We start from the raw sequence: 13,553 nt of genomic DNA, 5'->3' as shown, positions 1-13,553 counted from the left end.
TACGCTGAACAAGGAGAATAACTATGACCAAAACTTATTATGATGATTTTACAAAACTACCCATTGCTAAAATGGCACAAGCTATGGCAGATGTAACCTACGGTTATCAAGAAACTAAAGTCCCGAAAGAACACTACAAAAAAGCTTTAGGGACTGGTTATGAAGAAATGGTATCGGCAAACGTCAGTGTGAAACTGGTTGAAACGATTTACAACATGTTAATTGGCTTACAAAAAGAAAGCCCCCGGCTATTCTTTCAAGCCTTAGTTTTAATTGATACTGGGGTTAAACCCAGTACTATGTCAGCTAGTCAGTATCAAGCGTTATCCGTTGCCAGTGATGAATTTGAGCAAACAAAAAAGGCACATATGTTAAATGAACAAACACATACAACCTTTAATGAAGTATTAGAAAACGGCACATTGTATCACTTTAAAAATGAAGGAGACGACTAATGAAAGTCCGTATTTTATTTGAAGAATATCGTCAAAAAGAAGTGACCCTTGAATTAACCCCTGAAATGAACATTGATGATTTAAGTCAACAAGCTATGCACATGTACGACAACGGCGAGATTATTCTAACCCCAGAGGATACCCAATCGGTTCATCTACATGTTAAAAACGATTTTGAAAGGTAAGTGAAACCATGAAAAAAGAAATTTACGTTACGTTTGAAGAAACCCTAACCCGTACCGTTGCCCTTACGGTCGATAGTGAAAATGACCTTGACCAACAAGTAAGACAAGCCTACCAGAATGAACAAGTCGTGTTATCTGCAACTGACTTAATGAATGCACAATATCTCATCAATACACCAACCACTGACAACGGTTGGGTTGAAATCTAAATTATCGGGGCGCACTGCGCCCTTCCCTGCGTGCCCCAGTCCCCGCAAGCGGGGCTCCCTTGTACCCCCGACCCCACCGGGGCCAAACGGTTTCGCTCGGCGCAACCGTCTTAGATTACTACACCTTTCTTTTTGCCATCCAAACCCTAATATAGGCAGTGATTGCTAAGGGCTAATGCCCTAAGCAACACTACGACCAATGACAAGGGTAAATAGCACAGCTTCGCTGCCCTTGTCATTGGCCAGTGCCTATATCACACTTCTCCTGTCAAAATGAAAGTTTGGTTAGTTAATCAAAGCCAATTGACCAACAGAAAAATTTTTAGGGAGGCAACTACATGATAAAGACAACCGTTACAACCCCAGCAAACACCTATCAATTATGTGTCCAGCAACACTACAATCAAGTTTCGGTGGCTATTGACGCCAACACCCCTAATTTAGCAACGGCAACCTTTCGGTTAACGGTCAGTGATACCACTATCGCCCACTATTTTGTAAATTATTTAGGGGCTATCCTAGCGATGACGTTTCAAGCCACCATGTCTGACGCCCATTTTCTATCAAATCTGCAGCAAATCATTAATCAAGAACTGCCTAATTGGCAACCCAGCTATTAAAACCTAACAACTACTGCAAAAACTGAATCATGTTATATTAAACCTAGGAACGTGGCTGCCTTAAAAGATCGCTCTGGCAAAAAAATGCTCCTTTAATGCATGACAATTAACTTGAAAACAAATTGTTGACACCTGTGTGCCAGAACCCCTGACTCATGGTTGAGTTGGGATACATATGTCATTAAGAACCGACAGAAAGGAGGCCCCTGATGCCCTACTTCATTTTAATTATCTTTTTTGCCATCTTTTGGGTGTTGCTTGGTTGGACAGCCAAACTCGTTGCCTATATTTTTGGTATTATTTTAGGCATTGCTAAATTAGTATTAGGACTATTAGGTAAGTTGTTCATGATTTTGTTAACATGGTTCCTTTGTGGCATCGCCTTTTGTCTTGGTTGGTCATGGCGGTACATACGCAATAAATGGCAACAATATCATCTGAATCAATCCTAAATTTGCTGAATGGTCTAGATTGTGAAATTTTATAAATTTTCTGCTTGTGAAATTGGCGGGCAGTAAAAAAATGAGTTTGTGAATTGACGTGATTGCACAAACCACTGGCAAGACCGTCAAATCAACAACTAACTATAACCGGCATTATGTTAACTTACATTGGTATAGGTAATTGAAGAAAGCTATTTAGGGATTTTTAAAGCCTGTGTTATAATTTATTTGTAAACAAAAAGCCCCGTGCTACTGACACGGAGCCCAGGTTACTTTAACGGTGACTGACTTAAATATATTTATTTAAACCGCCAAACTCGTCAAAGCTTAGGGCGGTTTTTAATTTGTCTTACTTCTTGTTGTGGTTGTCGATATACGTCAACAACGCCAACAAGAAAGTCGCAAACAATATCACTAAGGACATTGCATCGTGAAAAGACATTTCTGGCTAATCCTCCTTTCGTTAGATTCTGGTGTCCATGAATAACATTCATAGGCATCACCCTCTTTCTAATAGAAAGTCAGCCACCGCCTTTAACCTGCACAACTATTATAATATAAAAAATGCTCTAAACAGGATAGCACCAATGTTTGGAGCACTTTTTGTATTGATTAATTAATACTTACCATTCACCATTTTAAGCATATCAGATGCATTACTGCTTGTTTACGTAACACCTTATTATTTCTTTGAGAGCCTTATTTATTTTTCAACTTACTAGATTGTTAATTTCATCCACAATCTTTTGCGGATTATCGACCCCACAAACTAACAGAGTATAACTTTCCCTAGCTAGTTAAATAACAACAGATAAATTTCTTTTTTTATATCTTAAATTGTCAAATTAAGTGCAACACAGTTTTATAAAAGATTTCATAAGGTGTTTTCCAATTCAAACATTTTTTGGGACGTGTAAAAATGTTTAAGAAAATGAGTTTATTAGTAGCAACAGTTATAGGGCTATTATTTACCTTTGGCAGTGAAGATTCGTATAAAACGACTGTAGGTGCTGATTCTGGTGGCCAAACAGTGACTCTAGCAACTGTGAATTGGGAGTCTGAAATAGCTTCAACAAATGTCCTGGCACAGGTGCTAAAAGAAGCAGGGTTCAACGTACAAATTACAACAGTAGACCCGGCCATCATGTTTAGTTCGGTTGCAGAAGGGCAGTTGGATGCTATGGTCGGCGGTTGGGTGCCTACAACGCACCAGGCCTATGCAGAGGAATATGGTGACTCGATGGTTGATTTAGGGGCTAACCTAGAAGGTGCTATTTCAGCATTAACTGTTCCAACATATATGGAAGATATCAATTCGATTACCGACCTCACGGATGAAAATGATTCAACTATTACAGCAATTGAACCAGGGGCAGGTGTTACCAACAGTGCCCAAAATGCTGTTAAGGAGTATGACAATCTATCCGATTGGGAGGTTTCTGTGAGTTCAACAGGTGCTATGATTGCTGAATTAGATCAGGCTATCAATAATGAAGAGGATATAGTTGTGGTTGGTTGGAAGCCGCATTGGATGTTCATGGATTATGATCTTAAGATGCTTGACGATCCAGAAAATGTCTTTGGTGGCTACGAGGAAATTCATTCATACGCAAGAGAAGGGCTAAAGGAAGATAATCCAGAAGCCTATAAGATTATTGATAACTTCTACTGGGAAGTTGAAGATATGTCTTCTGTTATGGAAGAATTAGCGACAGATGTAGAACCAGAAGAAGCAGCAGATAATTGGATTGAAGCCAATCGTGAAACAGTTGATGGTTGGTTAGAGTAAAAATTAGAGGTGTGACAAAAGTCGCTAAGACTCGGCGCGCTGGAGCAAAAGCCGAACAAGTACTGCTAAGTAATTGGCGTATTTTGGGAAGTGTTGGAAGAGTTTGACCTTTGGAACCGGATATCGTGAGCTACATAATAGAAGAAAAAGACAGGCGAGTAGATTAAATGAGAGTCTACCGCCTGTCTTTTATTTGTTATAAAGAATGTTATATATCTGTAGTGAAAAAGTGGCTTTCGTTTGGATTAGAAAAGCATTGTGTCTGCGCCGTATGGTTGACCTTGAGCTTCTTGCGCTAAGACATTTAAGAAGTTCCAAGGACGGCTGAATTCTGGTTGGAAGAAGAAATCAGCTTGCGCTAATTGGTCTACAGTCCATTCAGCTTCAATCGCAACAGATACAGCATTAATGGCTTGAAGAATGTCATAAGTTGACATTAATTGAGCACCTAATATACGACCGTTATCTGCATCGTAATGAAGCTTCATTAAAACTTTTTCTTCGTCATGCATAAATGAAGGACGGATTAAGTCTTCTTTGTAAACAGATTTCACATTTCCTTGGTAAGAGTTTGCGTTAGCATCCTTGATACCAGTAGTAGCGAATTTGTAGTCAAATACAGCAAGACCTGATGTACCGTTTACGCGACCAATTTTAGCGTCTGCATCACCACTTGCGTGACGAGCCATGATGACACCTTGGCGACGAGCGTTAGTTGCTAAAGCAATGTAAGCTTTGTCGTTTGTAGGTGCAAAAGGAATAGCAGTTGCATCACCTGCAGCGTAAACATCTTTAACTGAAGTTTCCATGTGTTCGTTGACTTCAACAAAGCCGCGACCATCAAGGGTTAAAGTGTCTTTCAACCATTGTGTGTTTGGACGAACCCCAACACTGATAATAACTGTATCTGCTTCGTAAGTGCCTTTGTCAGTGACAACAGCAGTTACTTCGTTGTTTTCGTTGACTTTAAATTCTTTTACACCTTCGCCAGTTTTAATCTTCATACCTTTTTCTTCCACATGTTTTGTTAGAAGACTAGTGAATTCACTGTCAAGGTAAGTTGGTAAGATTGAATCAACAAAGTCGACAACTGTTACGTCGATGCCAGCTTGTGCGTAAGCAGTTGCTGCTTCGATACCGATGTAACCAGCACCAACAACTACAGCTTTTTTAGCTGAAGACATACGATTTTTCACTTTATCTGCCCAGTTTCTACCACGTAAGTAGAAGATGTTTTCGTGTTGGTCATCTACATTCGGGATTGTACCTGGTACACCACCTGGAGAAAGCAATAGTTTGTCGTAACTTTCTGTAGCTTCCACACCGTTAGTAGTGCGTGTTGTAATTTCTTTTGTGTCTGGGTTGATGGCAATCACACTTGTGTTCATGCGGATATCAACGCCTTGTTCTTTATATGATGCTTCATTTGCGTAGTGTAATTCATCCAAAGATTTTGAAATGTCTTCTAGATAGGACTGAATACCACATGATAAGAAAGAAGCGGTTGATCCAGCTTCAAATACAACGATTTCTGCATCTGAGTCTTTTTTCAATAGAGTTTGCACAGCTTCAAAACCAGCATGCGAAGTTCCTACTATAACGTATTTCATTCGTATTACCCCCAAAGGTCAATGTTTATCGTAAATAGAATTTATTTACCCAACTAAGTATACACTTCTTTGTCTTAAATTATCAAATTAAGTCGGCGAATTGTCAAACTAAGTGCAACGGTTTGTCAAAAAATACTTCATATGGGGTTTCATAGTTTAACACTTTGCGAGGACGTTGATTAATTCAACCACACATTAATACAAATATTGTAAGTCACTAGCCGGCGTTGGGTAAGCCAATACCAACCGTTGTAAATCTGGTAAAGTCACGTGTTTTTCAATTAACAACGTGAAGTAGTTAATCATCTCGTCGGCAACATCACTTAGAAGGGTAGCACCCACAACCTGCCCACTCGCTTTAGCAACCACTACTTTAGCTTGGGCTTGTTGTGCGCCAAAGCGGTAATAAGTGAACCACTTCGTCATATCAAGTGTATTGACACGATACTCATCTGGATGCTCAGTCGCCGCGGCCGCGCTGATCCCGACTTGCGCTAACTTGGGCGCTGCAAAAACCTGCGTTGGCACAACGGGATACTTTATGGCTGCACCGGGATGCGTCAACTCACCGACCAGATAACGCGCTTCAAAACCTGCAACTGGCGTTAACTTCGGTACCGGTGTATCGCTGACATCCCCAATGGCATAAATGTGCGGGTTGGCCGTCTGCAAATGATCGTTGACTTGAATCCCATGCCGATCAAAGGTAACGCCCACGTTGGCTAGACCTAACTGGTCCGCGTTCGGAATCCGTCCCGCTGAGCTGATGACCAGATCCGTTGTCAGCTCGAAATTATCAGCTGTCAATTGTAGACCGGTCGCCGTTTTAGTAATTGCTTGGACATCCGTATTCAAGTCAAACGTGATTCCATCAGCCGTCATTGCGGCCATCAAATCCTTAACCAAATCTGCATCAAAAGCTTTTAACGGGCGGTCATTATGATGAATCACGTGCACATCAGCGCCAGCGGCATTCGCAATCGTCACCAATTCAAAGCCTACGTAGCCACCACCTACGAATGTCACGCGTTTAGGCATCTGGTCCAAATCTAAGAAGTCAGTGCTCGTCTTAAAGTATTCGTGCCCGGTAATCGGTAGAATCGCCGGACGCTGACCAGTGGCAATCACGTAATCAGTCGCACTGACTACTCGATCCCCGACCGCTAACTGATTGTCGGATTGAAAGTGCGCTTGACCATGTAACGTCGCAATATCTTGCCCCTTTAGTCCGTTCAACGTCCCATCGTTGATGCCATCCGTATAGCCTCGTTTATGCGCCATCAGTGCTGGCCAATCAATTTTGGGCGCACCAATCAGGCCCTGCCCTTGTAAATGTTGCGCTGCTTCTCGCGCTTCGACGGCGCTTAATAGGATTTTCTTAGGGTCACAACCGCGGTTAGGACAAGTACCGCCCCACAGATCCGCTTCAACGATCAACACTGTCTTGCCCTGAGCCTTTAATCCGCTAGCCATGGCATTGCCGGCTGGTCCGCCACCAATCACAACAACATCGTACTGTTCCGCCATTCGAAATTCCTCCTTAAATTCATTAGCGACCATCAATTATCACAACCTAGTGTAACTGATTCATCCTTAATTGACGATTAAGATACTTCTTCATGTTGACTCAAGTAAGCCACGATTCGTTGGCTATCCAAATAGCCAACAACCCGATTTTCTTCCGTGACCGCCACATAATCGTGATCTGTCAATGCCGTAAAGGCGGTGCGTAACGTGGCTTGAACGTCTAACGATTGAATCCGACCACTCGCAACACTGGGTTTTTCTGTGAGATAACCCTGAATAAGCCCTACACGCCCAACGTAGACATCATAGACATTTTTAGCTCGGCTCGCGCCAAAGAAGTTCCGCACAAAGTCGTTCACTGGATGCTGAGCCAGAGCAGCCGGCGTATCGACTTGTATTAACTGACCGTGTTGCATGACACCAATCCGGTCACCCAACTTCAACGCCTCATTCATATCATGCGTCACGAAGACGATCGTGTTGTGATAGCGGGCGTGTAGCCGTAAGACCAAGTCTTGCAATTGTTGCCGCGAGATGGGGTCTAACGCACTAAATGGCTCATCCATCAAAACAATATCTGGTTGCGCCGCAATCGCCCGTAAGATACCGATGCGTTGCTGCTCACCACCGGATAATTCTGACGGCATTCGGTCGCGGTATTCCTTTGGATCGAGGCCAACTTCCGCCAATAGCTCATCAATCGTTTGATTAATTTTCTTCTTAGCTGTCCCTTTCATTTCTGGAATCACGGCGATATTTTGCGCCACCGTCATCGTTGGGAACAAGGCAATTTGCTGTAAGACATACCCCATTTGCCACCGTAGACTTCGGACTGGTATCGTGGTTGTATCAGTACCATTAACTAGGATTTTACCAGCCGTCAATGGCTCTAAGCAGTTGATCATTTTAAGTGACGTCGTTTTGCCACTCCCAGAAGTCCCTACCAAAACAAATAGCTCACCCTGGTCAATCGTTAAATTAAGGTCGGGAATCACGGTCTGCCCATTAAAGTCTTTCTGGACGTGTTGAAATTCAATTGCCGTTGTCATTTAACGTCCCTCCTTCAATAAACTGTGCTTCACAAGATAGCGATGTGCAACCGTCGAAGCGGACTGCTTCTTAACATTGACTTCATAGTTCATTTCTTGCATATCAGTTTCTGAAATCTTTCCTGCTAACTTATTCAACGCTTTAACGACCTTAGGATGTTTGTTGGCAAAGCTTGTCTTCATCAACGGTGCCCCTTGATACGTTGGGAAGAAGTGCTTGTTATCCTTCAATAAGGCCAAGTGATACTGCCGTAATTCACTATCCGTCGCATAGGCATCTACCAAGTTGATTTTCCCCTTACTGATAGCTTCATAGCGTAGCGCCGGCTCCATCGACTTTGCAGTCACGTCTAACCCATAAGTCTTCTTGATTCCTTTTAAGCCATCATTACGATCAATAAACTCTAGGGTCATTCCGGGTTTCAGAATCGATTCAACTTGCGTTAAGTCGCTGATTGTCTTCAAATGATGTTCTTGTTGAAATTTCTTAGTCACTGCCAATGCGTACGTATTGTTATACTGCATCGGCTTCAAGTAAGTCATTTGTTCCTGTTTAGCGAGGCGCTGTTTGGCGAGCTGATAGGTCTGGTTAGCTGTTTGACCAGCTGGGTTATTTCCCTTAACTAAGGTCTCCAGCACCGAGCCAGTAAATTCAGGATAAATATCAACCTGATTATTCTTTAACGCGCTGAATAAGAACGTGGTCTTGCCAAAGTTAGGCTTGAGCGTCACATGAACATGCTCATCTTCAGCTTCAATCAGCTGCTTATACATATTAATCAAGATTTCTGGTTCAGAACCGAGTTTACCTGCAATCGTAATTGTTTCAACTCGATTGGCATAAACACTATAAGCCCCGCCACCACCTAGTAAAGCTAAAATACCGACAAAGACAATTAAGGCGTGGCGTGGTTTAGCCGTTTGAAACCACCGAACGAGCGCACTCAGCAGAATTGCTAACAATGCTGATGAGATAGCCCCAATCAATAATAACGAGGTATCATTACGGTCAATACCGAGCATGATAAAGGTCCCGAGACCCCCAGCACCAATCAAAGCGGCCAAAGTAGCCGTCCCAATAATTAAGACGAGCGCGGTCCGAATCCCAGCAATGATCTGTGGTAGGGCAATGGGTAGTTCAACTTTAAACAACTTACGCATTCGTGACATCCCAAAGGCATCGGCGGCCTCTTCAATTGAGGCGTCAATTGAAGAGATACCCAAATAAGTATTTTGAAAAATTGGCAGTAAAGCATAGATCACCAGCGCAATTACTGCTGGCACCGTTCCAATCCCAACTAACGGAATCAATAACCCTAACAGTGCCAAAGACGGAATCGTCTGTAAGACACTCGTGAGCTGTAATAATCCCTCGGCCCAACGTGGTCGTCGAACGACCCAAATAGCCAACGGAATCGCAATTACCATTGCGATGACTAATGATGCTAATGAAATCCCCAAGTGTTGCCATAGTGCAGTCAGCAAATCCCCGCGTCGATCTATAAACGTCTGTATTAATGTCTGCATGCTAACCTCCAGTGCTCACCTTTATTGCTTAATAACTTCTTAATTATCCATGTATTTAATCGTAGCATAATCCGCCAAAAATCATAGTAATACGCACCGGCAATTCAATTGAATGAAACGCTTCCAGAGCAAGAGCATGTGCTCTTCTATTTTTTATCATACCTCAATCCCATCGCGTTGATTGCGACAATCACGGTTGAGATTGACATCAGGACTGCTGCAATGAGAGGATCAATATAAATCCCTGTAAATGGATAAAGAATACCCGCTGCAACAGGAATAGCAATGATGTTATAGCCTGCTCCAAACCAGAGGTTTTGTTTCATTTTTCTAAGCATACGTTTAGAGATATTAATCATATCTAGGACGTCACTTGGATTGGAGTTAACTAGGACGACATCAGCGGTACTGATAGCAACCGAAGTTCCTGCTCCAATCGCAAAACCAATCGTAGCAGTTGCAAGAGCTGGGGAATCATTGACACCGTCACCAATGAAAAGAACGCCGGCTTTCTTTTGGTATTCTTTCACAATTTCTGCTTTATCTTCAGGTTTTAATTCCGCTCTAAATTCGGGAATATTTAGTGCACTAGCAATTTTTTGAGCAGTTTCTTTATTATCACCCGTGAGCATAACAGGGGTAATTCCTTGGGCTAATAAACCATTAATAAAGGCTTTCGCGTCTGCTTTAGGAGAATCTCCTAAGGCAATAAATCCTAAAACATCTTGTTGTTCATTGATTAGGAAAGATACAGTTAAACCTAAATCTAAATATTGATCAATCTTTTGTTCATCATAAGAAAGTTGATTTTCACGAAGATATTTATAGTTAACAATTTGATAAAAGTTTTGATTAACTTGCCCTTTAATTCCAACTCCTGGAATATTTTCAACCGCTTCAACTTTTAGATTTTCAAGAGGTTTAGCAGCTGAAACGATTGATTGAGCAATCGGGTGAGTGGAACTTCCTTCAAGTGCTGCCATGATTTGGAGAATGTCTGTTTCATCAGTAAAATTAATAACATTACGGACAATAAACTTACCGTCAGTTAATGTTCCTGTTTTATCCATTAAGGCATATTTAATTGTATTTATTTTTTCCAAAGAGGTTCTGTTCTGAATTAATAAACCATTTTTAGCAGAAATACTGGTTAAGCGAGAAACAACAAGTGGAACCGCAAGACCTAAAGCGTGTGGACATGCAATTACAAAAACAGAAACCGCAAGAAGAAGAGCAAAACTAAAGTTAGAACTAATTGTCCAAAAAATTAATGAGAAGATACCGACAATAAGTGCAGCATAGAAAAGGTAACCAGCCACTCTGTCAGCCATATTTTCCAAATTAGATTTTTGAGCTTGGGCTTTCTTGACTAATTCGGCCACTTGATTGAGAAATGAATCTTTTCCAAGGGTTGTGACTTTCATCTCAAATGGTTGGTTTTGATTGAGGGAACCACCATAAACAAGGTCATTTGTTTTTTTATTGACTGCTCGGCTTTCACCAGTAATCATTGACTCATCAACGAGCGCTTCACTTAATATAAGGCCATCTGCAGGAATTCTTTCATTTTCTTTCACTAAAAGCAAATCGCCAACTTTTAGTTCTGAAAGCTCCACATCCTTCCCACTTTTTAAGTGAGCTTTTTTGGGAACAAGGCTTGCTAAATCTTTCAATGCATCGCCAGCACCCATGATTGCTTTCATCTCAATCAGGTGACCAATCAACATAATGACAATTAAAGTTGCCAGTTCAAACCAGAAGTTCATGCCCATATGTCCGTTAAGACTCATAATTGTGGCATAAACAGAATAAGCATAGGCAACGGTAATTCCCATTGTAATCAGCATCATCATGGCTGGCTTACGGCTTTTTAATTCACCTTTTGCTCCGCTAAAAAAAGGAGTCCCAGAGTAAAAGAAGATAATTGTACCAAGGATAAGTTGCAAAATTTCACTTCCGGGGAATTTAAGGATAGTAAAGCCCGCGATTGGTGAAATGAGTAGAAGCGGAATCATAAGAATGATAGCCACTTTGAGCTTTTTACTCATATCACCCATATGCATCATGTGTCCTCCATGATCCATTTCACTGTGATCCATCACACTATGATCCATTTCACTGTGATTCATCTTGCCGTGATCCATCTGACTATGTGACGAATGTTGTTTGTTATTCCTCATTTTTAATTCCTCCTTATTATATTAGAGACTGATTTTAAAGTTTTAGAACTTTCTCATCTAACACTGCATATAATTCTCATGAAAAGGGTTCTATACTTTATCTCTATCTACTATCTATGAATAAATGGTGTTCGTACTTTATGCACTTAATACTGAATAGTTAGTTTCTGCTAAAGCAACATTGAGCGTTTCGGTATCAATCTCTGTTTGACTTTCAAGTACTGCTTTTTTAGTCGCTAAATCAACCTCTACAGATTCAACCCCTTCTATGGCAAACGATTTATTCTCCAATTTTTTCGCCACTTATTCTCCATGATGATGTAAATGGCAATCGCATTGCCCTTCTGTACACTGACAATCCACTTCTTCTACTGCGAAAGCTTTTTTCATCTCTAATATTTCCTCTAGTCGCTGGATATCATCGAAGCTTAAGACATGATCTTCAATGATACTCCCTACTACATTCCCGACATTCTTTCGACAAATACGGTTGAAAATATCGTCTGTATAATTTCCTACGGCTTCTTTCTCTTCAATATTGGTAGTATAAATAAATTTTCTACCTTCTTGCTCTGTATTTAGTACGCCTTTTTCAACCAGTCGACCTAAGAGCGTTTTGATAGTGGCTTGTTTCCAGTCCATTTTTTCTTTCAATATGGAGATGATTTCTTTACTAGTCACTCGACCATTCGCCCAGACTACACGCATAACTTCCCATTCAGCATTTGTGATATGAGGGTTAACTACTATTGTACTCATTCTCTTTACCTCCTCATCGTCTACATACGTAAACGTAAATGCTTGAGATAAATTTACTATTGTAAACCATTCTTGTCAAGTCTTTTTTAAATAAATGTAACCAGCTATTATTGCCTTTGTTTTCCTATCTTTACCTAATACTAATTATAAGGTTACCATTGATTTACTTCTTAAATTGATTGAATGTTGGGAATAATGTCAATACTTTGGAGTGGTTTTTAGATAGCCCCGCGAGGGGCCGGAGCTACCCCGAAAGTTTAATCAAAAAGAATAAACGAGGTCCAGGCAATCATCGCCCGGACCTCGTTTGTTTTCTATAATTTATTTTCGGATTCAATCATGTGAGAATCATAGTTGTCAATTTTCCACTGTAAATAATCACGGGCATCAACAATTTCTTTTACCTTTTCGTTAAGCGTATTAATTGCTTCGCCTAGAATGTCTTTACGGGCTGGAATGGTAGTCGGGTCGTCTTCGAACACGGCGCTGATGTCAAGATTATGGACAGGCTTTTTTGGCACCGAGAGGTACCGCACTCCGAAAATTTTTCAAAACCCGGATTTCAGCTTAAAACGGCGTGATTTCTGGGTGTTTTTGTAGGTGGAACAGGGCCGAGCCCTACCGGTGAGAGAAAACAGGTGGTATAGATTGTGAACCAGCCGGATTTCACAAGTTGTATCGTGCAACAAATAAGCCTTCACAAGGCGAATTTTTGAAATTCACAAGTGACGGCTTATAAACGGCGTCGTACCGGCTAGTGCTCCTATGTCAATAAATGGCACATATTTTTCTAAACACTCGTTCTAATTCTGTCGGAATTAAACCAACTGATGTAATTTGAGGTTCGGATTACCAAGTCCTCAAAATTGGAAAAAGTTGTTTGAAAGGTAAACTCTCTCTTCAACAATGAGCGAAAAGCTTCAATTGGCCCATTATCATAAGGATAACCTTGTTTTGAGTATGAGTGGCTAATCTGATGCCGTTCAAGTAAAGTTTCAACTTCGTTGCTGGTGTACTGTGAACCCATGTCAGAGTGAAAATATTGTGGCTTCTGATGACATTCAAGCGCCTGATTAATCGTTTCTACAACTAACGTCGCCTCCATCTGACGACCAATCTTGAAAGCAAGAACTTGATGAACCTTTGGTTCGTAAATAGAACTGAGATAAACCCAGGTTCCTGGACGTAATTCCAAATAAG

General features: G+C 41.1%; 16 protein-coding genes. 6 read left to right on the top strand and 10 right to left on the bottom strand.

The genetic code is table 11. The annotated features are described in order from the left end of the window. Nucleotides 1–23 precede the first annotated feature (23 nt). The 5 genes from G7Y65_RS08485 to G7Y65_RS08465 all read left to right on the top strand — a co-directional run bounded on the left by G7Y65_RS08485 (nt 24) and on the right by G7Y65_RS08465 (nt 1,921). Entirely contained in the window at nt 24–455 is a 432-nt protein-coding gene (locus G7Y65_RS08485) for a hypothetical protein (RefSeq protein WP_042494225.1), read from the top strand. Further along, complete coding sequence (locus G7Y65_RS08480) at nt 455–640, top strand: hypothetical protein (RefSeq protein WP_042494231.1); 186 nt, start codon at nt 455–457, stop codon at nt 638–640. Before G7Y65_RS08485 ends, G7Y65_RS08480 begins: the two co-directional genes overlap by 1 nt. A gap of 8 nt (nt 641–648) precedes the next feature. Further along, nucleotides 649–849: a DpnD/PcfM family protein gene (locus tag G7Y65_RS08475; protein WP_042494235.1), complete on the top strand. Its 201-nt coding sequence runs from the start codon at nt 649–651 to the stop codon at nt 847–849. Nucleotides 850–1,187: 338 nt separating this feature from the next. Continuing rightward, entirely contained in the window at nt 1,188–1,469 is a 282-nt protein-coding gene (locus G7Y65_RS08470) for a hypothetical protein (RefSeq protein WP_042494237.1), read from the top strand. Between the two features lie 209 nt (nt 1,470–1,678). Beyond that, complete coding sequence (locus G7Y65_RS08465) at nt 1,679–1,921, top strand: hypothetical protein (protein WP_042494239.1); 243 nt, start codon at nt 1,679–1,681, stop codon at nt 1,919–1,921. A gap of 340 nt (nt 1,922–2,261) precedes the next feature. Here the strand turns inward: G7Y65_RS08465 and G7Y65_RS09390 are convergent, their stop codons facing one another. Next, complete coding sequence (locus G7Y65_RS09390; protein WP_228179853.1) at nt 2,262–2,354, bottom strand: putative holin-like toxin; 93 nt, start codon at nt 2,352–2,354, stop codon at nt 2,262–2,264. A gap of 477 nt (nt 2,355–2,831) precedes the next feature. On the opposite strand from G7Y65_RS09390, the gene G7Y65_RS08460 reads away from it, so the two are divergent. Next, on the top strand, nt 2,832–3,701 hold the full coding sequence (locus G7Y65_RS08460) for a glycine betaine ABC transporter substrate-binding protein (protein WP_042494241.1): 870 nt from the start codon (nt 2,832–2,834) through the stop codon (nt 3,699–3,701). A 245-nt stretch (nt 3,702–3,946) separates the two neighbouring features. Here the strand turns inward: G7Y65_RS08460 and G7Y65_RS08455 are convergent, their stop codons facing one another. The 9 genes from G7Y65_RS08455 to G7Y65_RS08415 all read right to left on the bottom strand — a co-directional run. Continuing rightward, nucleotides 3,947–5,311, bottom strand: coding sequence for an FAD-dependent oxidoreductase (locus G7Y65_RS08455; RefSeq protein ID WP_165314801.1), 1,365 nt, complete (start codon nt 5,309–5,311; stop codon nt 3,947–3,949). A gap of 195 nt (nt 5,312–5,506) precedes the next feature. Next, nucleotides 5,507–6,838, bottom strand: coding sequence for a dihydrolipoyl dehydrogenase family protein (locus tag G7Y65_RS08450; protein WP_165314800.1), 1,332 nt, complete (start codon nt 6,836–6,838; stop codon nt 5,507–5,509). 77 nt (nt 6,839–6,915) lie between these two features. Beyond that, the gene (locus G7Y65_RS08445) at nt 6,916–7,887 is read right to left on the bottom strand and encodes an ABC transporter ATP-binding protein (RefSeq protein ID WP_137600992.1); all 972 of its coding nucleotides are present in this window, start codon (nt 7,885–7,887) and stop codon (nt 6,916–6,918) included. Continuing rightward, the gene (locus tag G7Y65_RS08440) at nt 7,888–9,414 is read right to left on the bottom strand and encodes an ABC transporter permease/substrate-binding protein (protein WP_165314799.1); all 1,527 of its coding nucleotides are present in this window, start codon (nt 9,412–9,414) and stop codon (nt 7,888–7,890) included. A 146-nt stretch (nt 9,415–9,560) separates the two neighbouring features. Beyond that, the gene (locus tag G7Y65_RS08435) at nt 9,561–11,558 is read right to left on the bottom strand and encodes a heavy metal translocating P-type ATPase (RefSeq protein WP_231467344.1); all 1,998 of its coding nucleotides are present in this window, start codon (nt 11,556–11,558) and stop codon (nt 9,561–9,563) included. A gap of 174 nt (nt 11,559–11,732) precedes the next feature. Continuing rightward, a complete protein-coding gene (locus tag G7Y65_RS08430) occupies nt 11,733–11,897 on the bottom strand; it encodes a heavy-metal-associated domain-containing protein (RefSeq protein ID WP_231467341.1) in 165 nt (54 codons plus the stop codon). Further along, on the bottom strand, nt 11,898–12,353 hold the full coding sequence (locus G7Y65_RS08425; RefSeq protein WP_075269766.1) for a CopY/TcrY family copper transport repressor: 456 nt from the start codon (nt 12,351–12,353) through the stop codon (nt 11,898–11,900). Nucleotides 12,354–12,667: 314 nt separating this feature from the next. After that, complete coding sequence (locus G7Y65_RS08420; protein ID WP_224133470.1) at nt 12,668–12,835, bottom strand: MerR family transcriptional regulator; 168 nt, start codon at nt 12,833–12,835, stop codon at nt 12,668–12,670. 308 nt (nt 12,836–13,143) lie between these two features. Then, nucleotides 13,144–13,553: DDE-type integrase/transposase/recombinase (locus G7Y65_RS08415; protein WP_165314798.1), on the bottom strand; the 410-nt coding region annotated here is incomplete at its 5' end.

The sequence above is a fragment of the Weissella sagaensis genome (assembly GCF_010306265.1).
In the GTDB taxonomy this organism is placed as follows: domain Bacteria; phylum Bacillota; class Bacilli; order Lactobacillales; family Lactobacillaceae; genus Weissella; species Weissella sagaensis.
This window is presented reverse-complemented; position numbering and strand designations above follow the sequence as displayed.